Source organism: Streptococcus sp. DFI.7.26, from assembly GCF_022240605.1.
Classification (GTDB): Bacteria; Bacillota; Bacilli; order Lactobacillales; family Streptococcaceae; genus Streptococcus; species Streptococcus xiaochunlingii.
Genome location: NZ_JAKOGN010000001.1, coordinates 173404 through 197328, shown reverse-complemented (window position 1 = coordinate 197328; position 23925 = coordinate 173404). Strand labels below are relative to the sequence as shown.

Sequence of the window (23925 nt, the reverse complement as noted above, 5' to 3'; positions counted from 1 at the left end):
ACTGTCCTATTTAGAACATTCATTTTTTACAAATTTATCAAAGTGTTCTTGATAATAGGCCACCTGCTCTGGCAGTCCCAGCACATCAAAAATGTGCATGGCTTCCCTCATTTGCTGCCGCCCTTCTTCTGTTTGCCCCTTCTGATAGAGGGCAAATCCCTTGAGATAATGAAAGACATTGCGTTCGTAGAGCTTGATGCTCTTGCCGATAATCTTTTCTACATAGGCTTCAAAATAGCTGGCGTTTTCAAAAGAACGGTGTTCTAAACAATGCTGGTAGCAATTCAGGGCTAGAATCAAGACCAGTTTGCGATGGCGACCAATTTCTTTGTAGAAATCTTCACGCTCCATCACTTCTCTCCCAAGCCGTGTGACATAGTCCACATCATAAAAGCTATAGAGATTGCCAAAGAGGATCAACTCATGCATGGTCCATTCTTCCGTTTGAAAGAGGTAATCTGCCACCTTGTCCAGATCACGTTGCTTCATCGTAAAGCTGGCATCTCTCTGGCAAATCAGGCCTTGTAGCAGGATCCAGTTCAGCTCAAAATAGAGGGGATTGGTGGAATGTTTTGCCTTTTCAAGTTGTTCTTCTTGAAGCTTTTGAAAACCTGCAATATCATTTGAGTAGTAAAGCGGAATAATCTGAGCCATCAAAGCGACATGCTCATGGTGTTGAAAATTTCTGGCCTTATCCATAAAATTCTCAATCGTCACATGGATATTGTCCAAAATGTCAAAGAAGCGCGACGCAGCCAGATCCGACTCCCCCAATTCAAAACGGGATAACTGGGAGGTCGAGCAAGCTTCTCCTGCAGCTTCTTTCAACGAATAATTTTTACTGATTCGAAATTCACGAAAAACTTTGCCTAAATCTTCCATTTGATTACCACTTAAATTCCTTTAAGTGCCTTTCTAACTCTTGCAAGTACCCTTCGTAGAATCCATGTTCTTCTTTAACGGAAAAATCTAATTGTCTTAAGTAAGAAATCAGCCAATCAACCAATAGATCATACTGATGAAGAGGTAGGCGTTTCATCTGCTCTTCAACAAAAGAAATAGCCTCTGCAAAGCGCTGCTCTTCTAAAACTTGCTGAAGATAGTGATTCCCGTTGATGAGTTTTCCTTCCTCATCCTCGTACTGCCCCAAATCTAAATTCTGAATCTGTAGGCGCAAAGTTGTACCAATTATATCGGCTACACCTTTAATCTGCTTCATAAACCAATCATTTTCAGTCGCCATAATGTTCTCCTTAGGCAAATTAGAAAACTACACTTTCTCCGCTAATTCTTCCCATTCTAGCATGGCTTCTTCTTGGGTGGCAGTCAGCTGGTCGATTTGCTGCTGGCTCTCCATAAGTTCGCCGGCGTCATTAGTGGCCGCAGCTTCTTTCAATGAATAATTTTTACTGATTCGAAATTCACGAAAAACTTTTCCAAGATCTTCTATCTATTCCACCTGCTCTGACAGTTCTGCCCACTCTTCCATGACAGCTTCCTGTTGAATAGTCAGTTGGTCTAGCTCGCTTTGCAGTTGGACCAAATCCTCTGCATCATTGGTGCTATGCATGGTTTCGGTGATGGCTTGGATTTTTTGATCCAGCTCTTCCATCTCTGCTTCCAATTGCTCAATGCGACGGGTGATTTTACGGAGTTCCTTCTGGTTTTGCTTTTGCAAGTGATAATCATTGCTAGTGACTTCTTCCGTTGAAGAAGCAGGCTCAGCTTCTGCTTGCGCTGCAGCAAGGGCCTCTAACTCTGCTTTTTTCTCCAGATAATAATCATAGTCTCCCAGATAAAGGGTCGAGCCCTCTTCTGAGAGTTCTAAGACTTGGGTCGCTACCCGATTGATAAAGTAGCGGTCGTGGCTGACAAAGAGCAGGGTCCCATCAAAATCAATCAAGGCATTTTCTAGTACTTCCTTGCTATCGATGTCCAAGTGGTTGGTCGGCTCATCGAGAATCAAGAAATTGTTGTTTTCCATGGACAGCTTGGCCAAGAGTAGACGCGCCCGCTCTCCACCTGACAGCATGCCGACAGTTTTCTTGACATCGTCCCCTGAGAAAAGGAAGGCTCCTAGGCGATTGCGAATTTCTACTTCTGGTGTCAGTTTAAAGTCATTCCAGAGCTCATCCAAGACACTGTTGTGAGGGGTTAGTTTACTTTGGGTCTGGTCATAGTAGCCCACCTCGACATTGGCCCCAAAACGGGCTTCCCCCTTGATGAAAGGAATCTGCCCGACAATAGACTTGATAAGAGTAGATTTCCCGATCCCATTTGGTCCCACAATAGCGACCGCATTCATCTTACGGATATCCAGATTGATCGGCTCCGACAGAACTTGATCATCATAGCCAACGGCCGCCTCTTCTACTGTCAAGACGACATTGCCAGAGGTCTTATCAGAATGGAAGGTCATATGGGCAGACTTGGTCCCAGCTTCAGGCTTGTCTAGGCGCTCCATTTTTTCCAAGTGCTTGCGTCGAGACTGGGCCCGTTTGGTGGTCGACGCCCGCACCAAATTGCGATTGACAAAGTCTTCAAGCGCAGCAATCTCTTTTTGTTGTTTCTCGTAGTTTTTAGCTTCAGTTAGCAGTTTTTGTTCTTTTTGCTCGACAAAGCTGGAGTAATTGCCGACATAGCGGTCCAAGGAATGCTTGGTCAAATCCAAAGTAATGGTAGCGACCTTATCTAGGAAATACCGGTCGTGACTGACAATGAGAAGGGCCCCACTATAATTGACCAAGTAATTTTCCAACCAGGCAATGGTCTCAATATCCAAGTGGTTGGTTGGCTCGTCCAGTACCAAGAGATTTGGCTTCTCCAAGAGCATCTTGGCCAGAGCCAGACGGGTATTTTGCCCACCAGACAGCTCTTCAATCTTCATCTGCCACATGGACTCATCGAACTTGAAGCCATTGAGAATAGCGCGGATATCTGCCTCATAGGTGAAGCCACCAGCCTGACGGAATTCTTCCGATAGACGGTCATAATCCTGCATGAGCTTTTCTAAGTCAGCCCCAGTTTTTTCCCCCATCTCCAGCTCCATCTGTCGCAAGGTTTTCTCGGTCTTTCTGAGATCGTCAAAGACATGGAGCATCTCATCGTAGAGGGTATTGGACGACTCAAAGCGACTATCCTGGGCTAGATAAGAGAGAGAAAGGTCACGCTTTTTATTGATTTCCCCAGAAGTCGGCTCTTCTTCTCCCACCAAGATTTTTAAAAGCGTAGACTTACCGGCTCCGTTCTTTCCGACTAGGGCAATCCGGTCCCGTTCATCCACTTGCAGGCTGATATTATCAAAAAGAACCTCCCCTGCAAAAGAGCGTTCAATTTTGTTGGCTTGTAAAATAATCATAGTTTCATTGTACCTTACTTTTGACAAATTGACAATTGAAGAAAAGGCCAAACGCTAGACGCGCTTGACCTTTCCTTACTTTTCAAATCGCTGAGATATTGGAAGCCATTTGACTGTATTGATAGGCTAGGAAAAGCCCGATGCCAATCACCAGTAAAAACAAGCCCCATTTGATGACTCCCTTCACAAAGCGAATCACAAGCAGGATTATCATAGAGCCAATCAGCCAAGTAATGGCCGAATGGGAGAAGAAAGCTTGAACAGCTTCCTTATTGTCCCCGAAAAATTGACGGACTCCCTCAGGAGCATAGTTTTCCCAAGCCTGTTGAATGCCTAATTCATGGGAAATTGCTTGACCTTTTTGGGATATCCAAAGAAAGATTCCAGAGTTAAACACGAAGAGTGCCACTTGTTCTGGAAAGGTTCGAATAAGATACAGTATGCGTTTGATCATTCTTACTCCTTGTATAGTTGCCGAACAGCCTCAATATCCCTCTCTTGGATGCTATAAAAGGAACCAGCTGCCTGCATAACGGACTCTTCCTCATTATGGTCCAAACCAATGGCATGGCCTAGTTCATGCTCAGCTGTATTTACAATCCGTTGATGGGAATAGTTGTACTGCTTATTTAATAGGTAATAGCGATTCAAACGAACAATCACCCGTTTGAAACGATTGGTTAAAACATTGGTCTGGGTTTCTGCTTCACCTGCTGCAGAAACCGTGCTATCATCCATCTCTGTCAAGAGAATATCTGCCTCTTCTTCACTGGTGACAAGTTGGAAAGTGAAGGCTCCTGTCTGATTCCAAGACTCAAGAGCTTCCTCATAAGCAAGAGTAAAAGTCTCATCCATTGCAGGATCTAGATAAACTTTTGCAGTTGCATGATCCCACCTTGCTCCTGTAGAGGTATGGCCATCTGTTGCAAGACCTTCTTGAGCAGATGGACTTCCCGGACCTAGCAAAGGACCAGTTCGATGAAAATAAGCATCCACCTGCGTGACAACCGTTTGGGCTGCGCGACTAACCCCATCAATCCCGCTACCGGTTTTTCCACTAAAGAATAGAACACCAACCAGTAGAGCAAAACTGAGGGTTAGGGTCCAAAACAAGCCCCAAACAAGGCCCCAAATGGCCCGTATTAGAAAACGAATCATGCCTATAATGGTTCTCACAAGCTCCTCCTTTCCTTGGGAAGACCTCTGCTTAGGTCTAGAAGAAGCTATTTTACCTCAGTTTTCTTAAAATAAGCTAAAGGGTGACGTCATGAAAGGAAAAAGATCCAGTTGACAGCAAAGCCACCGGACCCTTCTCATCCTACTTCTTCTTTTATACTCAGCTTAGCTATGCACTGTTACTTTTCCAGTACGATAATCCAAACTAATCCCACTCTGGACATTTGGAACAAAAACGTTAAACTCTAGACTGCCATCACTCGATTTTGCTTCAATCTGACTGCCGACTGGTAGCAAATCTTCATCTGAAGCATAGTAGAGAGTTACCCGATAACGGACTCGCTTATTTTTATCTAGGGCCTTGCGAACAAGGGTTTCATAGTAATTTTGTCCCGTCGAAAAACTATCACGCGCTTGATTGGCCCAAGCTGTTTGAACCGCAATATTTTTAGGATTCGTCATCGAAGCATCAAATCCATCTAAGTTGCCAATCAAGGCATAGCCGAGGAGATGACCCCGGTCAACCGCATGGTCATATTCCCCAGCTAAATTGGTTACTTGGTGCCAGCCAGCTGGGGCCCAATCTATGTCCATTTGTTCCCTTTTTTGGTATTGACGAGTCGCCTTGGTCATCAAAGCGTTAGCAACTGTTGGGATTTCTCGTCCTTTTACAGTCTTCGTCTTGGTATCTGCATAAGGGAGACTCGCAACATCCGCATCCAAATTGGTTTTGTTCTGATTTATGATGAAAGCTCCCGCTTCATTCCATTGAATGTTCTTTCCTAGTTTAGCTCGAACACTATCTGTCAGAACACTCTCCGCTAGTTCCTTACTCGGTGTTGCTTCTTGACTCGAAGTAACAACCGTTTGAACCTGAGAGTGACTTGCGACTGGCTGGGGTTGACTAGAATAATAGCCACCGATGGAGAGGGCTGCTGCCACCACTAAGCCCAGTAGAGTTTGTCCTGATTTTTTCATTTTAAGTGGTTTTTTTTGATTGTTTGCCACACTGGTTTCCTCTGTTTCTACTGAATGGGAAAGAGCCTGGGATCACGATCTCAAGCTCCTCTTTTTGATAGATAATTACTTACCTGTAAATTTCTGAAGTATTTCCTTCCATGTATCTGGCGAGAGAATGGACCAAGGATCCTTTCCATTGCCAATGACACCATATCCAATGACCAAGCCAAGAGCGAAAACAATCACTAAGATCGTAAGAACTAATAGGACGATTCCCAATTGTTTTCCGATTGCTTTTAATTTAGTTTTCATCATCATCTTCCTTCACACGACGTACATCTGCTCCAAGAGCCACCAATTTCTCATGGAATTTAAAATATCCACGGTCGAGGTGGGTTAACTTGCTCACTTTGGTTTCTCCCTCAGCCACAAGCCCCATTAAAATCAAGGTTGCACTAGCACGCAAGTCTGTCGACATTACTTCAGCCCCTTGTAAGCTAGCTCCACCTTGGATGCGAGCTGTATCTCTCATAATATCTGAATGTAAGCCCATCCGACGCATCTCTTCCAAATGTTGGAAACGATTTTCAAATACCGTTTCAATCATAGTCGATTCACCAGAGGCCATGGCCATCAAAGCAGTGAATTGGGCTTGCATATCAGTCGGGAAGCCTGGATAAGGAAGGGTTTTTACCGTCACTGGTTTCAATTTAGAGATATCTGAGCGAATGCGAATACCATTTTCTTCTTCCGTTACCTCAACACCCATTTCTTGCATCTTAGAAAGAAGAGGGCGGTTATGTTCCCAAATCGCATCCTCGATTAAAACGTCTCCACCTGTCATGGCTGCACCAACCATGAAGGTTCCTGCCTCAATGCGGTCTTGAACGACATTGTGAACCGCTCCATGCAAACGATCCACCCCAACAATTGTCAAGGTTTCTGTACCTGCTCCACGTACCTTAGCACCCATCTTATTCAAAAGAGAGGCCAAGTCCACGATTTCAGGTTCGCGGGCTGCATTTTCAATAACAGTAGTTCCATCTGCCAAGGTTGCTGCCATCATGATATTTTGGGTGGCACCTACAGATGGGAAATCCATATAGATATGCGCCCCATGAAGGCGGTCTGCTTTTGCTTCAATGTAACCAGCCGTTTGGGTGATCTTCGCTCCCATGGCTTCCAAGCCCTTCAAGTGCAAATCGATTGGACGACTTCCAATGGTACAGCCACCTGGCATGGAAACTTTGGCATGACCATTCCGAGCCAAGACAGGACCTAGAACGACGATCGAAGCTCGCATCTTGCTGACATATTTGTAAGGTGCTTCTTCTGTTAATGGTTGCGTCGCATCAACGACTACAGTATTGGTTTCTTCATCAAACGTAACTTGTGTGTTCAAGCCACGAACGACATTGTTCATTGTAAAGACATCAGATAAAACAGGAACATTGGTCAAAGTTGTTGTTCCTTCACTGGCCAAAACAGTTGCTGCTAAAAGAGGAAGGACTGCATTCTTTGCTCCTTCGATCTTCACAGTTCCAACTAGGCGATTTTGACCACCATTTACAATAATTTTATCCATACTCGTTATTACTCCATTTCATTCAGTCACGACTACTATCATACCATAAATTCATCAAAAAAGAAGCTAAAAGTTCCCGTTAAACAGTTGCCGACTGAATTCGTAAATACTGATAAAGAAGCTACTAGTTAAATAGCCTAAACTAATGCTGATCAATAAAATAAGAAGCCGAATTTTCACAGCTGTTTCGGCAGTTACCTTTAAAAAACGCTCCCACTGAACCACCGTTGAAAGAAGGTGGTAGGCAAAGGAAATAAACAATAAGTGACTGCAAAAAGTAAAAATCATTTGAATCATACCTCTATTATACCATAAGACAAAGTTTCCCTTCATATTCTTTAGATTCGAAAAAAAGAAGTCGATCCAATCAACTTCTTTTTGTATTTATAATCGATTTCCGACATTAATCCGGTTAATAGCGCGTTGAAGGGCAATTTTTGCACGACGCTCCATATCAACAGAATGTTGATCTTTGGCTTCTTCAAGGGCTTTTTCAGCACGCATTTTTGCACGCTCAGCCCGGCTAATATCAATGTCTCGAGCGCGTTCCGCCGAATCCGCTACGATGGTAATGACATTATCTGCCACTTCGATAATCCCACCATTCACGGCGATCCAATCAATGTGTTTTTCGTCATCGACCCGACGGACCTTCACTTGGTCTACAGCCAAAACCGCAATGGTATTGATATGACGAGGTAAAATCCCTAATTCACCATCAATTGTCTTGACAGATACAAATGCGGCATGATGATCATAAACCAGTCCATCCGGTGTAACGATTTGGACGTTCATTTGACTCATCTTTCACCTCTTCTTAGAATCCCATTTTCTCAGCTTTCGCAATCACATCTTCGATCGAACCGACACCACGGAAGGCATCCTCAGGCAAGTGGTCATGCTTCCCATCCAAAATTTCCTTAAAGCCACGAACAGTTTCTGCAACCGGTACATAAGAACCTGGTTGACCAGTAAATTGTTCCGCCACGTTAAAGTTTTGAGACAAGAAGAATTGAATACGACGGGCACGAGCCACCAAAGTCTTTTCATCATCAGACAATTCATCCATCCCCAAGATGGCAATGATATCTTGCAGTTCATGGTAGCGTTGAAGAACGCGTTTGACCTCAGAAGCCACCGCATAGTGCTCTTCTCCGACGATGTCTGGAGAAAGGGCACGAGAGCTAGATGCCAATGGGTCCACGGCAGGGTAGATCCCCAATTGAACCAATTTACGCTCCAAGTTGGTCGTTGAGTCCAAATGGGCGAAGGCTGTTGCTGGGGCAGGGTCTGTATAGTCATCGGCTGGCACATAGATGGCTTGGATCGATGTAACAGAACCTTTATTGGTTGAGGTAATTCGTTCTTGCAATTGTCCCATTTCAGTTGCCAAGGTCGGTTGGTAACCCACGGCAGAAGGCATCCGTCCCAAAAGGGCTGATACTTCTGAACCGGCTTGGGTGAAACGGAAGATATTGTCGATAAACAAGAGAACGTCTTGACCTTCTACATCACGGAAATATTCCGCAATAGTCAAACCAGTAAGAGCTACACGCATCCGTGCTCCTGGTGGTTCGTTCATTTGTCCAAAGACCATGGCTGTTTTTTCGATAACGCCAGATTCCTTCATTTCCCAATAAAGGTCATTCCCTTCACGGGTCCGTTCTCCAACTCCGGTAAATACAGAGATCCCACCGTGCTCTTGGGCAATGTTGTGGATCAATTCTTGAATCAAGACGGTCTTCCCAACTCCGGCACCACCGAAGAGACCGACCTTCCCACCTTTCAAGTAAGGGGCAAGAAGGTCAATGACCTTGATCCCTGTTTCAAGAATTTCTTCTGAAGTAGAAAGCTCATCAAAGGATGGAGCTTTTTTATGAATGGATTCACGAGGGGCATCTTCTGGAAATGCTTCTTCCAAGTCAATGGTATCTCCCAAGACGTTGAAGACACGTCCAAGAGTTTCTTTTCCAACAGGCACAGAGATTGGACGACCAGTGTCCAATACTTCCATCCCACGAGTCAAGCCATCTGTTGATTCCATGGCAATGGTCCGAACGACACCATCCCCAAGTTCAAGAGCTACTTCAAGAACGACTTTTGATTTTTGTTGGTCATTTTTATAGACTACAAGCGCATTATTAATCTCAGGGAGTTTATCGCCCGCAGCAAAAGCTACGTCAACGACAGGGCCTACAACCTGAGAAATTTTGCCTAAACTCATGTCATTCTCCTATTCTATTAAGTTTCTAAGCTTGTGAATACACACCATCAAGCTTATGTTTGTATTGTTAAAATGTGCATCGAATCAACTACTCAAGCGCACTCGCTCCTGCAACAATTTCCGTAATTTCTTGCGTAATGGTTGCTTGACGAGCACGGTTGTATTGAATGGTCAATTCATCAATTACCTTCTTGGCATTGTCTGTTGCGGTTTGCATGGCCATCATACCGGCAGCATTTTCAGCTGTTTTGGCATCAATGATGGCTCCATAAATCATACTTTCCGCAAACTGTGGAAGCAATTGATCCAAAATCGCATCGCGGTCTGATTCCAACTCCAGATTCAAGATATAATCTGCATCTGCTTCATTGGGGTCCAAGTCAATGATCGGAAGCATTTGCTCTACCCGCAATTGACTGGTCAAACTATTGACGTGGTGATTATAACAGACATACAATTCATCAAACAATTCATTTTGATACATTTGGACTGTTTTGGTGATGATCTTCCGCACTTCATCAAAGCTTGGTTGATCAGCTAGACCACGTAGTTCATAAACCGGCTGGATGCCTCTTGCTCTAAAGAAATCTGCCCCAATACTTCCAATACAGATGACTTCAAAATCCTCACCTGTTGGATGGTATTCTTCCTTCAATTCCATGACAGACTTGAGGATAGAGGCGTTGTAGCCCCCCACGAGTCCACGGTCAGAAGTGATGACAATATAAGCAGACTTTTTGACCGGACGACTCTTTAAAAATGGATGGTACTTAGCATTTTCAGCCTCGTGTCCATGTAAGAGGTCGGTCAATAGTTTACGAACCTTAGATGCGTAAATTTGGAAGTCCCTGGCAGCTTGCTCAGACTTCCCAAGTTTGGCAGCAGATACCATCTGCATAGCATTTGTAATTTGACTGGTATTCTTTGTCGATGCAATTTTATTTTTGATATCATTTAAAGAAACTGCCATCTGCCACTCCTATTTCTATTTGAAACTTGATTGGTTGACAAAGTCAGTAATCACTGCATCCATTGTTTCTTCACTTGGAAGATCTTTGGTAGTACGAATGGTTTCAAAGATATCTGCATGATGTGCTTCTACAAAGGCAAACAGTTCCTCTTCAAAGCGAAGGATATCATCAACTGGTACACTATCCAAGAATCCATGTGTCAATGCATACAAGATCACAACCTGTTTTTCAACAGTTAATGGTTCATGGACCGGTTGTTTCAAGACTTCTACTGTCCGGCGACCACGGTTCAACTTAGCTTGAGTAGCCGCATCCAAGTCACTACCAAACTTGGTGAAGGCTTCCAACTCACGGTAAGAAGCTAGGTCAATACGGAGAGTCCCCGCAACCTTCTTCATAGCCTTGATTTGGGCTGATCCACCAACCCGTGAGACAGATGATCCCGCATCGATGGCTGGACGAATACCTGAGTTAAAGAGGCTATCTTGCAAGAAGATTTGTCCATCTGTGATCGAAATCACGTTAGTTGCGATATAAGCGGAAATATCTCCTGCTTGTGTTTCAATAATTGGAAGCGCAGTGATGGAACCACCACCCAATTCATCTGATACTTTGGCAGAACGTTCCAATAAACGGCTATGAAGGTAGAAGACATCCCCTGGGAAGGCTTCCCGTCCTGGCGGACGACGAAGAAGAAGGGACAATTCACGGTAAGCAACGGCTTGTTTTGACAAATCATCATAGACGATCAAAACGTGTTTGCCATTGTACATGAACTCTTCGGCCATCGCAACCCCTGCATATGGTGCAAGGAATAGCAATGGAGACGGTTGTGAGGCTGATGCTGTTACGACAATGGTATAATCCATTGCTCCATACTTGTGAAGTGTTTCTACTTGTGTCCGAACCGTTGATTCTTTTTGTCCAATTGCGACATAGATACAGATCATGTCTTGATCCTTTTGGTTCAAGATGGTATCGATGGCAATAGAGGTTTTCCCTGTTTGACGGTCTCCGATGATCAATTCCCGTTGGCCCCGTCCGATTGGAACGAGGGCATCAATGGCTTTCAAACCGGTTTGAAGGGGCTCTGAGACAGATTTCCGTTGCATAACACCAGGAGCTGGTGTTTCAACTGGACGGAAGGTATCTGTTACGATGTCTCCCAAGCCATCCACTGGTTGACCAAGAGGATTGACAACCCGACCAATCAAGGCATCCCCAGCAGGGACTTCCATGATTTTACCAGTCCGACGAATCGAGTCTCCTTCACGAATATCCGTGAAATCTCCAAGGATAATAATCCCGACATCTGTCGTTTCCAAGTTTTGCGCCATCCCGTATGAGCCGTTTTCAAAGATCAACAACTCACCACTCATTGCATTTTCAAGGCCATGAGCACGCGCAATCCCGTCACCAATATAGGTAACGACTCCGGTCTCTGTGACGTCAAAATTTGGCTGGAAATTTTCAATTTGTTGCTTAATTAAAGCGCTGATTTCTTGTGCGTTAATCGCCAAAATTCACACCACTTTCTATTTCAAATTTGCTTTTATGACTTGCAATTGACGTTTGAGACTAGTATCTAAGGTCTTGTGATTTGCTGAAACCACAAAACCACCAATTAAATCTGGATCGATCTTTTGTTGGATCGAGCGAACTTGAATCCCAAATTTTCTTTCGATAATGGGTACTAGCTTTTGCTCTTGAACAGGATCCAAACCAGCAACTGTCGTAACAGTGACGACAAATGCGTTGCTCAACAGTTGAATCTGATCCAAACAAATCGTTACAATGTCATAAAATAAGGCTTCACGATGATTGAGAATAACCACTTCAATCAAATGGTCGAGTAATTGTGAATCAGAGGGTTGAAAAAGTCTGAGACTTTTTGCTTTCTCTTCATCCTCTACACCGATATGAGCTAAGAAGTTAGCAAGTCCAGTCTCCTCAAAAATGCCCTTGATTTGGGTCAATTTTTCAAAGACAAGATCTTGTTCTCCTTTTTCAAAGACCAATTGAACAAAAGGCTGGGTATATTTCTCAATCACCATCAGTTGCTTTTTGTCCATTAGGCTTCTCCTAATTCATCAAGATAGCGATCGATCAGTTGACGTTGACCTTCAGCATCCAGCTGTTGACTCAACAATTTGCTGGCAAGATTGACAGTGAGATCTGCCACATCGCCTTTGATACTGTTCAATGCTTCTTCTTTGTTATGCGCAATTTCTTGTTGCGCTTTTTCTTTCAAACGTACTGCTTCTTGAGTGGCTTCTGAAAGGATCTGAGATTTGTTCTTTTCTGCAGTTTCCTTTGCATTTTCGACGATAGACGCAGCTTCTTTGCGGCTACCTGCCAACTCTTCTTCACGTTTACTTGCTAGTTCCTCAGCTTTTTGACGAGCTGATTCTGCTCCATCAATATCATCTGTAATCTTTTTGGCACGCGCCTCTAAAATATCATTGATATTGTTCCAAGCAAATTTCTTTACTAAAAAGATTAATAATAGGAAGGAACCAGCAATGAGAATAAAGTTACCAATAATTTCACTCATTGATACATGCATTCTTTTACTCCTCCTCTACTTACTCTTCGCCATTAATTTTCTTACCAATGTAGAGAGATGACAACATGGTAAATACATAGGCTTGGATACATGAAATGAAAATTGAAAATGCAGTCCATGCCATGCTTCCAATAAAGGCAACTGGATACCAATAGAAAGCTTGATGTGATAGATTCACGAGCAAGCTTGCTAATACTTCACCGGCAAAGATATTCCCGAAGATCCGAAGAGCCAAAGAGGCAAAATTCGTGAACTCTTCCAAAATATTCATGGGTGTCATAAACCCTGGTGTTACAAAGGCCTTCAAATATTCCTTCACACCACGACGACGAATTCCTTCTACATGGGCGATCAAGGTGATCAAAAATGAGAAGGCAAAGTCATAACCGAGGTTAGCGGTCGGTGAAGTCCACAAATTGTAACCGTTGGTTGTTTCTAGTTTTGCCATCAATCCAATGTTATTGGCAACTAAAAGAAAGAGGAAAAGAACAAACAAGAACAAGGAATAATCCTTCATGTAATGTTCACCAATATTTCCTTTTGTGAAGCCTACGACAAAATCATATGCAGATTCCAGCACATTTTGTTTGCCTTTTGGTCGGATCGACATTTTTCGACTGGCCCAATAAATGAAGCCAAAAACAGCGAAAACAGAAATCAGGGTCATAGCAAGTAGGGTCAAATTAAAAGATACAGGTCCAAGAGTAATCGTTGGATTGATACTTTCTTCCAAGGTTTGACACCTCCTTTTCTAAAATAGAAGCGTCTATTTGATAATAAAGGCCATAACCAAGGTTACGAAGAAAGTACCTTCGACAAAGGCAACACCAAGGATCAAAAGACTACGTAATTGACCGATAATTTCAGGTTGGCGAGATGCAGATTTGAACAGGTTGCTCATCATCAAACCTTCCGCAAGTGACACACCAAAACAGGCTAAACAAAGACCTAAAAATGTTAAATTCATGATGAATTCTCCTTAAATAAATTTTACTCCCTTAGTTTACTCCTAAAAGATATAATAGTCAAATATTTCCTAGAAAAGAAAGCGTTTTTGTTAAATTACGTTATTTTTTAATATGATAAATTTTTAGATCTACGATTGATTCCTTTTAATTTTTAGATACTTTGTCCACCTCTATTCATTTTTTCTTCTAAAAAACTCTCACCTGCTCAGCAGATGAGAGAATTCAATTATTTAAAGATAGACGTTTTAAAACTATCTGTTTGTTGCAGCAATTTCTTAAAGATTTTTTCTTTCAGTGCAACAGTATTGTCAAATTTGACAGCGCCGTTACTTAAGGTAGCTTGGTCTTTATCCACTGCTTCAGCAAATGCACGTTTCAAGTCTTCATAGCTATTATAGGTCTTCCCATCGATGTCAATAGCCTGCATTCCATTTTTGGCACTTGTCACAACTTCATTGAAGTAAGCTTTCTTCCAATCTTCAAGGGTACTGAATCTTCCATCAGAAATCTTTTGAATGATGTAATCATCCCCTAAAGTCGTATGGCCTGCTTGTTTGGATTCTTGTTTATACTTGTTCGAAGCATAACCTAGGAAGCCTTTTTCATAGCCATAGTAACCCCAGAGTCTGAAGGTATTGTGTTTGAAGGACATCGCTCCAGGAGCCCCTTCACTGGTGTTCCCACCATAGATCCCTGTCATCATCGGCACAGTCACATAGGCTGAACCAAAGTCAGATGGATTATAGACGCCATTTCCAGGACCACGGTTGGTCATGAAATTATTGGTGATGAGGTCATCTACTGTGTTTAAAGCAATGGCTTTTTCCTCATCACTCAACGGCCGAACCTTATCGAATTGATTTTTGGTATTAGCCCCTCGGTATTGCTTGTCAACCTTCTTGAACCAAGCATTGTTTAATGCCTGACTGCCTTTGTTGAGGACAGCTTCTCCTTCTAGGTAATCCAGAAGCATGAGGGTGTCATTATAGCCCTTCATATAGCGATCAATGTCCTCGCGTGAAGTGAGATCATTTGGATTGGTATTGTACCATTGGTTTCCATCGTTAGGACGTTCATAGGCCATATTGAGACCTAGGGCTTTGTATTCCCCATTTGGATTGGATACAGATGGCGTTTGGAGCATGCCTTGGGCAAAGGCTTCGATATCGGTTCCTTCGCGGTGTCTCCAACCACCTAAGTATACCATGCGGTCATTAACGTGCGTCGTTTCGTGGGTAAAGGCAGAGACCCCAAAGTCACTAATCATATCGGTCACCATGAAGAAGACAGAGTCATCTTTATATGGATTTCCGTAAATTCGCGCCACTGCTCCCATCCGCCAATCTGTCGCATGGTAACGATCGGTTGGGCCATACAATTCACGGATTGGAGCCACATCTTTGCCACTGTTGGTATGGCCATAACGGTCTGTACTAATGCCTTTATAGTTTTGGTTATCAAGGACAGGGGTCGGAACCATATTATTGCTCTTCAAGAGTTGATTGCGAACCTTATCCGTTGCCAGACGTGACCAGAAATCGAGGTAATTCTGCTGTCCTTTCGCCACCTTATCGATTTCAGCTTTGAAGGCATTCCGCTCTGCTTCGGTGTTCTTACCATATTTTTCGAAGGAACTATAGGCCATGGTATTGTAAGTTGAAATCAAGAACATATGGGCATCTTTTAAGTTCAAGAGTGGCAAGATCATTTTACCGTGAACATCATTGTTTAAGCCCTCATAGGCTCTGTGTTTGGCAGATGTGAAAGCTGGATTGGTCGTCTCAGGCTCTACAATATAGACATTGTCTTTGGTTGCTTTGATGAACCAATCATTCAAGTTTGTATCACTTGTAAAGAGTTCCATGTTGTATTGCAAGAAATCATTGAGATTTCCAGAGCGAGTATGCTTAGCTACGACTTCACGGAAGGCATCGTGGGTACGAGTCCCTTTGATATAGTCTTCTTTTGAGCCAATTTCAATCAAGCGGTCTAAGACATCGACATTCTTCCCATAGAAATCTTGCTTGAACAACATGAGTTGCTTAAGATTGACATCATCAAACTTCACCCCGTAATAGCGGTTGAGGTAAGAAAGACCCAAAAGAACTGCCGCCTTGTTGTCATCAACCTTCTTGATAAGGGCCCGTTTGGCAGCCTCATCCGTATTTAATTGATGGTCTTGGTTTTCAACCAGTTGTTTGACAAAATGAGTCAGATTGTCCTTGACTTCTTGGAAACTCTCCTCGAGGTAAAGGTTCTTAATAGCATTGACCTTGTTTGGACCAGTTCGACCAAGATGTGTGTAAATTGGATCCGATTGCAATTCGACAGGACTTAATTTCCCTACGATGGCACTAATGAGATCACTACGATCTTTGTCCACCATATTTGGCGTGTAGACCACTTCACCGAGCTCCGCCACACTGTACTCTTTGATTTGTTTGACTTTAGAATCTTTCGGCGTCATGCTAAAGATATCTTTTGTCTTATCGGCATAATGGATCAGGATGTGATCAGCATCCGCTAGTTCAGTGACAAAATCATTGCCCTTCATAGCGGTCACAGACAAGACTTCCTTGGTCAAGAGAGGACTCGTTGCAGCCAGTTTATTCCCTTGGTCGACAATCCATTCTTTGTTGTAGAAAGGTTGCAATTTAGCAATATTGCGGTAAGCTAGCTCACGAGTGGCATCGTAGCCCGTGATTGTTTTGTATTGATCGTCTTTGTTAACGAGGTTATTGAGCGTATCTTCAATCGGTTTGCTGCTGGTGAATGTATGAGCCGTAATTCCCATTGCATCGATTTTCTGCTCAGCTTCTGCCAGCGAGATGCTTGGGATTTTACGGGAGTTGTTAAAGGATTTCTTCCCTTCACTAACGCCTTCCACGCTGTAATTGCGCTTGGTTCTTGAATAGGTGAAGTAATCATCTGCGTCGATATCTGAGTGACCAAAGACCATTTCACCTGTTTTAACTATCATCATGGTGATGTTGTCTTCAATAACACCCAAGGCCCAGTTGGTCCCCAGTAACCCACCAGATTGAACCGCTTCTTTCAGCTCAATTGATCCCTTAGCAACGGAGTTTCTGAGGACCCCTTCTTTACCAACCGTGTGGTTATTTCCACCATTTTGAGAGGAATAAACGAGACCTGCAGCTTTGGCTTTATTACCAGTCATTTCAGCATCAACGTAAGCTTTTTCAACGACACCCTTCCAGTTCTCGCCAACAATACCCGCTAGATAACCACCTTTGTTACCAGCAGCGTGTAGTTTCCCGATAAAGGCAACATTGCTGACCTTCCCACTGCCATCAATTTTATTGATAATACCAGCTACGTCATTGTTCCCAACAACACTTCCTGTTACTTTAACATTTTCAACAGTTGCATTATTTTTGATAACACCTGCGATTGGGGCTACTCGATCTGTTCCAGGTAGGTCAATATTGACATTTTCAAGCAAGAGATTCTTAACCGAGCCACCTTCGATGTTCCCAAACAATGGACGCGTGATATTATGGATGGCAAATTTGTTACCTTCTGTACTTTCCAATGTTCCCTTAAAGGCATTGGTTACATAAGATTTTCCTGCCGGCTGGACATTGGCCGCATTCATATTGCTACCAAGCTTAAAGGTACCAGTCGGATTGGCTTGCATGGCTTTTACAAGTTCGTTGAAATTGTAGTAGACATCACCTTCATGAGCTTTGGGTTTGGCAATATAGTGGACATAGTCCTCACTGAACTGGTTGTCCGCAGTCCGTTGGATGAGATCAGGAGCTTTGGCTGTTACTTTGTATAGTGTCGCGCCATCTACCGTCACTTCTTCAATTTTATCAACGGCTAGTTTTGTCACCTTATTATCATGCGTTATCACTTTCAAGTAATAAGGCTTCACATCTGAAGGTGTTTCTGACAAGAGGCTACGATCGGTCTCAAGGCCTTGGTCATCCACGCTAATCAGACTGGTTTCCTTGATGTTTTTGACTTCAACTTTTTTAAGGTCAAGTCTTAGCGGTTCTTCCTTGAGAACTTCTTTTTCATCCCCATTTCCACGGTCATAGACAATGGTCGTTGCGATCGAATAATCCTTATAGTAGTCTAAGTCTGCTAAAGCAGCTGCCAAGTCCGTCTCTGAAAGGGCAAAAGTTTTCACCACTTGATCGCCTTTCTTCAATACAGCCTGGATTGACTTGATGGTCACACCGTCTGGTTTATCCAAATGATAAGTAACTTTAGCACTGCGCTTCAATTCTTCCTTCTCGAGCTGGGTCAAGGTTAAGGTTGGCTTTTCAAGTTCTTTAGTCCCTTTTTGAATGATCTGATCTTGCGCTTGTTCTACCACTTCTTCGGAAATCGTAGGAGCATCCGCCGTTTTAACTCCCTTGATGGTCTTGTAAACCTTGGTGATTTTCTTCTTCCCATTCTTACCGGCTTGAGAAACCCTTTCAGTTCCTTTTAGCAAGGTGGCATCTTGTTCTGTTACCGTCTTAAATGGAATCTCCTCAAAAGCAGCTTCCTCTGTTTGGCCTTCAATCGCCTTGGTCCCACGACTAATTTTTTCTGTCACAGGAGCTTTTACTGTTTCAGTTGTCGTGCTGATAGGCTCTCCAACCTTTTCGCCATTGACCGTCTTATAAACACGACGAATCTCCTGACTACCAGCCTCCCCTTTCTGAAGAAGGCTTTCTTCATCGGTGTAACGATTGGCATCCGTTACATACTCTGTTGCATATGGGAGGGCCACCGTTTCTGTCTCCGTTACCGTCCCTTCTATTACTTGATAGGTTGGATTCTCCGATTGAACAGGAGCTTCGCCGACATGACCTTCTTCTTGCGTTCCCTTCGCTTTCACAACACCGGTATAGGCTGGGTTATCTGGTTGAACCGGGGCTTCGCCGACATGACCTTCTTCTTGGGTCCCTTTGGCTTCCACAACACCTGTATAGGCTGGGGCTTCCGGTTGAACAGGCGCTTCTCCTACATGACCCTCTTCTTGCGTTCCCTTAGCTTCCACTACGCCTGTATAGACTGGATTCTCTGGTTGAACAGGCGCTTCTCCCACATGACCTTCTTCCTGAGTTCCCTTTGCTGTGACCACTGGGACAGGTTGTGGACTTGGTTGCATCTCCTCCTTGGTCCCGACAGCAAGAATTTGTGAAACTGGTTCTTTAGTAACCTTGCTTTCAACTACCTTGCGAACTTCCTGACCATTTATCGTACTCACTTCTGTTAAAACATTCTGTTCACCATTTTGTCCAGCTCTTAAAACTGCAGTTTGATCTTTTGCTAAAGTAGGATCTGCTTGTTCTACCGTTTCAAACGGAATACTTTCTGTTGAAACTTCAACTTTCGGCTGGTCCACAATGGGAAAAGCAGGACCTTCCTCAGGTGTTACCTGCGATAGTGTCTTTCCTTCTGTTGCAGGTTTGGATACCGGCTTCTCCTCCACTTTTACATGAGGTTTTTGCTCCGTAGCACTTGGACGAACCGGACAACGAAGGTATCCAACATAGTCATAGCCTTCAATCGGGATGACACCATTGGCCAGTTCTTTACTGCTTGCAATTGAAAGAGTCTGATTGTAGCTTGCTAGTTCAATATTTTGCAAGGCCGCGGCATCAATAGATAAGAGTAAGCTTTGCCCCATGGAACCAATTAATAGGAGTCCTATTACTTTTTTGCGGTGTTTTTTGGACAGCAAAAGAACTGCTAAAGAGGCAGTCGCTAAACTAAGGCCAGCAATCGCCAATTCGGTCGTCCCTGTTTGTGGCAGTAGCCCTTTACTAGGTGTTTTCTTCTTATAGACCAGATAAAAGGTATCTTCATTTTGATATTCTTCAGGAATAGCACGAATCACCTGCGCTTGTTCCTCAGGGGTCAACTCATTTTCCGTGACATACCCCATATGAACTGTCGCTTCTGCCGTGAATTGATCAGCTTGTACAGAAGACGCTCCTGATACACTCCCTGCAAAAAGAAGGGCTCCAATAGCAACCGGACCCACTCCGACGGATAATTTCCGAATTGAATACTTGGTAATCTTTTCAAAAGCTTGTCTTCTTTGTTTCATCCTATAACTTCCTACATAGTAATATTTGTAAATCATAGGAAGTCTCATTTATTTTTGGAGAAGGTCAAGGCTTTCCCTAAACCAGCTTCCTGTGATTTTTTACCTTTACCTATCTTATCTTTTTTCTCAGCTTTTAGCAACTTATCTTACTCAGATTTCTTCCCTTTTTTTACTTCTTATATTTAAGTAGTGCCTCTTCCTTTCTTCGCAACAAAAAAACGCCTAGAAATAGGCGTTTTTAGAGATTTATTTTACAAGGACTGATAGAGATCCGCATAGTGTTGACTAGCCGTATCCCAAGAGAAATCACGGCTCATGGCTTCTCTTTGGAGACCGTACCAAGCATTCTTATCGTGAGTATAGACCGTCAAAGCTTGATCAACAGCCCAGTTTAACCAATAACCAGATAGGTTGTTAAAGCTAAATCCAGTACCACTGCCATCGATGACATTGTAGGCTTGCACTGTATCACGCAGTCCCCCTACCTCGTGAACCAATGGCAAGGTGCCGTAGCGCATAGCCATCATTTGAGAAAGTCCACATGGTTCAAATCGGCTCGGCATCAAGAAGACATCCGAAGCGGCATAGATTTCTTGCGCCAACTGCACGTCAAACATGATATTAGCAGATAGCTTATCTGGATAAGCTTGACCAAACCAAGCAAAGGCTTGCTCAAAGCCAGGATCTCCGGTTCCCAAAAGAACAATTTGGATATCCTTTTGTAGAAGGTTGTGGAGTTCTTCAACCACCACATCAAAGCCTTTTTGTCGGGTCAAACGAGAGACAATCCCAAACAAGGGAACATCATCACGTACCGGAAGTCCGACACGTTCCTGAAGAGCCCGCTTACTTGCTGCTTTCCCTGATAAATCATCTTTACTGAAATGATAGGTCAAGAGGGGATCTTTCTCAGGATTGTAGAGGTCTGTATCGATTCCATTCACAATCCCCGTTAATTTACCAGATTCCATCCGCAAGATTTGATCGAGTCCGCAACCATATTCAGCCGTCATGATTTCATAACCGTAACTTGGCGAAACAGTGGTCACACGATCAGCATAGAGGATCCCAGCCTTCATCCAGTTCAAGCAATCCTTCCAACGAAGGGTTCCATCTTCATAGCGCTCAAATCCAACTCCAAACAAATCCCACAGCATTCCTGGGTCAAACTGCCCTTGGAACTCTAGATTATGGATGGTCAAGACAGACTTAATACCATTGTATGCTTGAATCCAACGATATTTTTCCTTAAGAAGGAAAGGAATCATGGCGGTATGATAATCATGAACATGGATGATATCTGGAATAAAGTCGACTCGTTCCATCATCTCCAGCGTTGCCAATTGGAAGTAGGCAAAGCGCTCGCCATCATCAAAATCTCCGTAGACATGTCCTCTAAAGAAATATTTCTGGTTATCAATAAAATAGAAGGTGACACCATCACGATAGATGCGTTTCACACCAACGTATTCACTTCTCCATCCCACTCTGGTCTCGAAGTGTAGCACATCTTCAACTTGGTCGCCAAATTTCGCCTCTACCATGTCGTAGTAGGGGAGGACGACACGAACATCATGGCCTTTTTTAGCCAAGGATTTAGGAAGTGCCCCAATGACATCTCCCAAGCCCCCTGTTTTTGAGAAAGGAGCTCCTTCAGCTGCAACAAACAATAATTTCATTATCCAATATCCTCTGTAATCACAGCACCTTTTTTAATCACAAGAGGTGCCTCTTTGGTTCCACGAATGGTAACGCCAGTTTCAACTACGACACCCTTGTCAAGAATCGCATGCTCTACGACTGCTCCCTCATGGACAACAACACCTGGGAACAAGAGACTGCTACGAATTTCTGCCCCCTTATGGAGATGAACACGACGAGAGATGACAGAATCATGTACCAAAGCTTCGACAATGCTTCCTGAGGCAAATTGCGAATTCTTAATTTGCGAACCAGTCGCATAGTAAGTTGGCTCTTCATTTTTCACCTTGGTATAAATCTTTTGATTTGGTGAGAAGAGAGACATGAATTTCTGAGTTTCCAACATGTCAAGATTAGCGCGGTAGTAGGATTCAACAGAGTGAATATTAGCAATATAGCCAGTGTATTCAAAAGCGAATGCCCCATATTCAACCGCTAAATCACGTAAGATATAACGCAGTTTTTCTGGATGTTCCTTATGAACTTCTTGCTCCAATTTTTCAATCAACCAAGGAGTGTCCACAATAAAGATGTCGGTCGACATATTGTAAAGTGCTTCAGGATCTTGGCCTTCAAACAATTTTTGACCAGTCACATGGTCTGTCTCATCAATATCCAAGATTGCATTTACTTCTGAGATATCCCGTTGATGCATCTTTTTGTATACGACTGTAATAGGTGCATCAATGGTATTATGCAAATGGAAAACCTGGTTCAAATCAATATTCACCAAGACGTCACAGTTCAGAGCGACTGTCTGGTTTGAACCAGAGCGTTTCAAATAGGTCAAGAGTTGCTCGTAGTATTCTTTGCCAACGTTTGAACTTTCTACTGGAGTGTTGTAGATACCGAGATAGTAGTGACTCAAGAGGGTTGACAAGCCCCACTCACGACCAGAGCGAATATGGTCAAAGACAGAACTGATATTTTCTTGCTGGAAGATACCAAATACACTTCGAATTCCTGCATTAGCGAGGCTAGAAAGCGGGAAGTCGATCAAGCGATATTTTCCATCAAATGGCAGACTGGCAACAGGACGATGATCTGTCAATGATGACATATCATGGAAGCCTACTGTGTTTCCTAAAATAGCTGAATACTTATCAATCTTCATCTGTTGCTACCCCCACTTTTTCGTTATATCCAACGACTTGTACTTCTTCCGTTCCATCGATGACAACACCTTCTGAAACAACTGCTCCTTCACCGATAATAGCACGTTTAATCACAGCACCTTGACCGATAATGGCACCACTCATGACGACAGAATCTTCAACGACTGCACCTTTACGAACTTGTGCTTCCGTAGACAAGATAGAATGTTTTACTGTTCCGTCTACCAAGCAGCCATCCACTACCAAGGAATCTTCAATATGGGCATGTTCGCCAAATAAGTTTGGTGGTGAAATCAAGTTACGAGAATAAATCTTCCAGTGACGATCCCGGCTGTCCAAGGCATTGTTTGGATCAATATATTCCATATTCGCTTCCCAGAGAGATTCAATAGTCCCCACGTCTTTCCAATAGCCCTTGAATTCATAAGCATAGACGCTTTCTCCAGATTCAAGATAAGTTGGAATAACGTTTTTACCAAAGTCAGACATATCGATGTCACTCTTCTCTGCAGCCACTAGCATGTTGCGAAGACGAGACCAGTCAAAAATGTAGATCCCCATAGAAGCTTTTGTTGATTTTGGCTCTGCAGGTTTTTCTTCAAATTCGACAATTCGATTGTTGGCATCCGTATTCATAATTCCGAAACGGCTAGCTTCTTTTAAAGGTACATCTAATACAGCTACTGTAAGGCTGGCATTGTGATCTTTGTGAGACTGAAGCATGTCGTCATAGTCCATCTTGTAGATATGGTCTCCAGAAAGGATCAACACATACTCTGGATTGATGCTATCGATGTAGTCGATATTTTGGAAAATCGCATGACTTGTTCCTTCAAACCAACGATTTCCTTCACTTGCAGAATAAGGTTGAAGGATAGAAACCCCAGTATTAATACCATCAAGACCCCAACTGGAACCATTTCCGATATGGTTGTTTAAGGCAAGCGGTTGATACTGAGTAATCACGCCAACATTGTGGATACCTGAGTTGGCACAGTTGGATAAGGCAAAGTCAATAATACGATAACGTCCACCAAATTGCACTGCAGGTTTGGCAATGCTTTGAGTGAGTTTTCCAAGGCGAGTTCCTTGCCCACCAGCAAGGATCAGAGCTAGCATTTCATTCTTCATTGATTACTCCTTTTTGGATTGACGAGACCTTCTTCCCACCTCTGAGGAGAGGCACTGTGGCCTCTTCTACAGACTTAGGAATGGGATCATAGACTGC

The 23925-nt window shown here is 43.3% G+C and carries 21 protein-coding genes; all 21 read right to left on the bottom strand.

Annotation, left to right across the window (positions count from 1 at the left end; translation table 11 throughout):
- Positions 1-6 precede the first annotated feature (6 nt).
- Positions 7-882 carry an XRE/MutR family transcriptional regulator gene (locus L0M85_RS01005; protein ID WP_238656174.1) on the bottom strand — a complete coding sequence of 292 codons (876 nt, stop codon included), beginning with the start codon at positions 880-882 and terminating at the stop codon, positions 7-9.
- A gap of 4 nt (positions 883-886) precedes the next feature.
- Complete coding sequence (locus tag L0M85_RS01000) at positions 887-1243, bottom strand: hypothetical protein (protein ID WP_238656172.1); 357 nt, start codon at positions 1241-1243, stop codon at positions 887-889.
- Between the two features lie 207 nt (positions 1244-1450).
- Positions 1451-3358: an ABC-F family ATP-binding cassette domain-containing protein gene (locus L0M85_RS00995; protein WP_238656170.1), complete on the bottom strand. Its 1908-nt coding sequence runs from the start codon at positions 3356-3358 to the stop codon at positions 1451-1453.
- Between the two features lie 82 nt (positions 3359-3440).
- The gene (locus L0M85_RS00990) at positions 3441-3812 is read right to left on the bottom strand and encodes a hypothetical protein (RefSeq protein ID WP_238656168.1); all 372 of its coding nucleotides are present in this window, start codon (positions 3810-3812) and stop codon (positions 3441-3443) included.
- 2 nt (positions 3813-3814) lie between these two features.
- Complete coding sequence (locus tag L0M85_RS00985) at positions 3815-4534, bottom strand: matrixin family metalloprotease (protein ID WP_238656166.1); 720 nt, start codon at positions 4532-4534, stop codon at positions 3815-3817.
- A gap of 165 nt (positions 4535-4699) precedes the next feature.
- On the bottom strand, positions 4700-5512 hold the full coding sequence (locus tag L0M85_RS00980; RefSeq protein ID WP_238656418.1) for a DNA/RNA non-specific endonuclease: 813 nt from the start codon (positions 5510-5512) through the stop codon (positions 4700-4702).
- Positions 5513-5617: 105 nt separating this feature from the next.
- Positions 5618-5806, bottom strand: a complete 189-nt coding sequence (locus L0M85_RS00975; protein WP_125335377.1) for a DNA-directed RNA polymerase subunit beta — start codon at positions 5804-5806, stop codon at positions 5618-5620.
- A complete protein-coding gene (gene murA / locus L0M85_RS00970; RefSeq protein ID WP_238656164.1) occupies positions 5796-7079 on the bottom strand; it encodes a UDP-N-acetylglucosamine 1-carboxyvinyltransferase in 1284 nt (427 codons plus the stop codon). The genes L0M85_RS00975 and murA overlap by 11 nt, the downstream gene beginning before the upstream one ends.
- Before the next feature lie 66 nt (positions 7080-7145).
- Complete coding sequence (locus L0M85_RS00965; RefSeq protein ID WP_061563783.1) at positions 7146-7376, bottom strand: DUF1146 family protein; 231 nt, start codon at positions 7374-7376, stop codon at positions 7146-7148.
- 87 nt (positions 7377-7463) lie between these two features.
- The gene (locus tag L0M85_RS00960; protein WP_125335373.1) at positions 7464-7883 is read right to left on the bottom strand and encodes a F0F1 ATP synthase subunit epsilon; all 420 of its coding nucleotides are present in this window, start codon (positions 7881-7883) and stop codon (positions 7464-7466) included.
- A gap of 13 nt (positions 7884-7896) precedes the next feature.
- Positions 7897-9303 (bottom strand): F0F1 ATP synthase subunit beta, encoded by a 1407-nt coding sequence (atpD, locus tag L0M85_RS00955; protein ID WP_006596622.1) that lies wholly within the window; start codon positions 9301-9303, stop codon positions 7897-7899.
- Positions 9304-9391: 88 nt separating this feature from the next.
- A complete protein-coding gene (locus tag L0M85_RS00950; protein WP_238656162.1) occupies positions 9392-10273 on the bottom strand; it encodes a F0F1 ATP synthase subunit gamma in 882 nt (293 codons plus the stop codon).
- 15 nt (positions 10274-10288) lie between these two features.
- Positions 10289-11794 carry a F0F1 ATP synthase subunit alpha gene (gene atpA, locus L0M85_RS00945; protein WP_238656160.1) on the bottom strand — a complete coding sequence of 502 codons (1506 nt, stop codon included), beginning with the start codon at positions 11792-11794 and terminating at the stop codon, positions 10289-10291.
- 15 nt (positions 11795-11809) lie between these two features.
- Positions 11810-12346 (bottom strand): F0F1 ATP synthase subunit delta, encoded by a 537-nt coding sequence (locus L0M85_RS00940; protein WP_238656158.1) that lies wholly within the window; start codon positions 12344-12346, stop codon positions 11810-11812.
- A complete protein-coding gene (atpF, locus tag L0M85_RS00935) occupies positions 12346-12840 on the bottom strand; it encodes a F0F1 ATP synthase subunit B (protein ID WP_155125665.1) in 495 nt (164 codons plus the stop codon). Before atpF ends, L0M85_RS00940 begins: the two co-directional genes overlap by 1 nt.
- A 19-nt stretch (positions 12841-12859) precedes the next feature.
- Positions 12860-13573 (bottom strand): F0F1 ATP synthase subunit A, encoded by a 714-nt coding sequence (atpB, locus tag L0M85_RS00930; RefSeq protein ID WP_238656156.1) that lies wholly within the window; start codon positions 13571-13573, stop codon positions 12860-12862.
- A 33-nt stretch (positions 13574-13606) separates the two neighbouring features.
- The gene (locus tag L0M85_RS00925) at positions 13607-13807 is read right to left on the bottom strand and encodes a F0F1 ATP synthase subunit C (RefSeq protein WP_003011669.1); all 201 of its coding nucleotides are present in this window, start codon (positions 13805-13807) and stop codon (positions 13607-13609) included.
- A gap of 227 nt (positions 13808-14034) precedes the next feature.
- Entirely contained in the window at positions 14035-19881 is a 5847-nt protein-coding gene (locus L0M85_RS00920; protein WP_238656154.1) for a ZmpA/ZmpB/ZmpC family metallo-endopeptidase, read from the bottom strand.
- A gap of 251 nt (positions 19882-20132) precedes the next feature.
- Positions 20133-21560, bottom strand: coding sequence for a glycogen synthase GlgA (gene glgA / locus L0M85_RS00915; RefSeq protein WP_238656153.1), 1428 nt, complete (start codon positions 21558-21560; stop codon positions 20133-20135).
- Positions 21560-22696, bottom strand: a complete 1137-nt coding sequence (glgD, locus tag L0M85_RS00910; protein ID WP_048789645.1) for a glucose-1-phosphate adenylyltransferase subunit GlgD — start codon at positions 22694-22696, stop codon at positions 21560-21562. The genes glgA and glgD overlap by 1 nt, the downstream gene beginning before the upstream one ends.
- Positions 22686-23828 carry a glucose-1-phosphate adenylyltransferase gene (locus L0M85_RS00905; protein ID WP_048789644.1) on the bottom strand — a complete coding sequence of 381 codons (1143 nt, stop codon included), beginning with the start codon at positions 23826-23828 and terminating at the stop codon, positions 22686-22688. The genes glgD and L0M85_RS00905 overlap by 11 nt, the downstream gene beginning before the upstream one ends.
- Between the last annotated feature and the right edge of the window lie 97 nt (positions 23829-23925).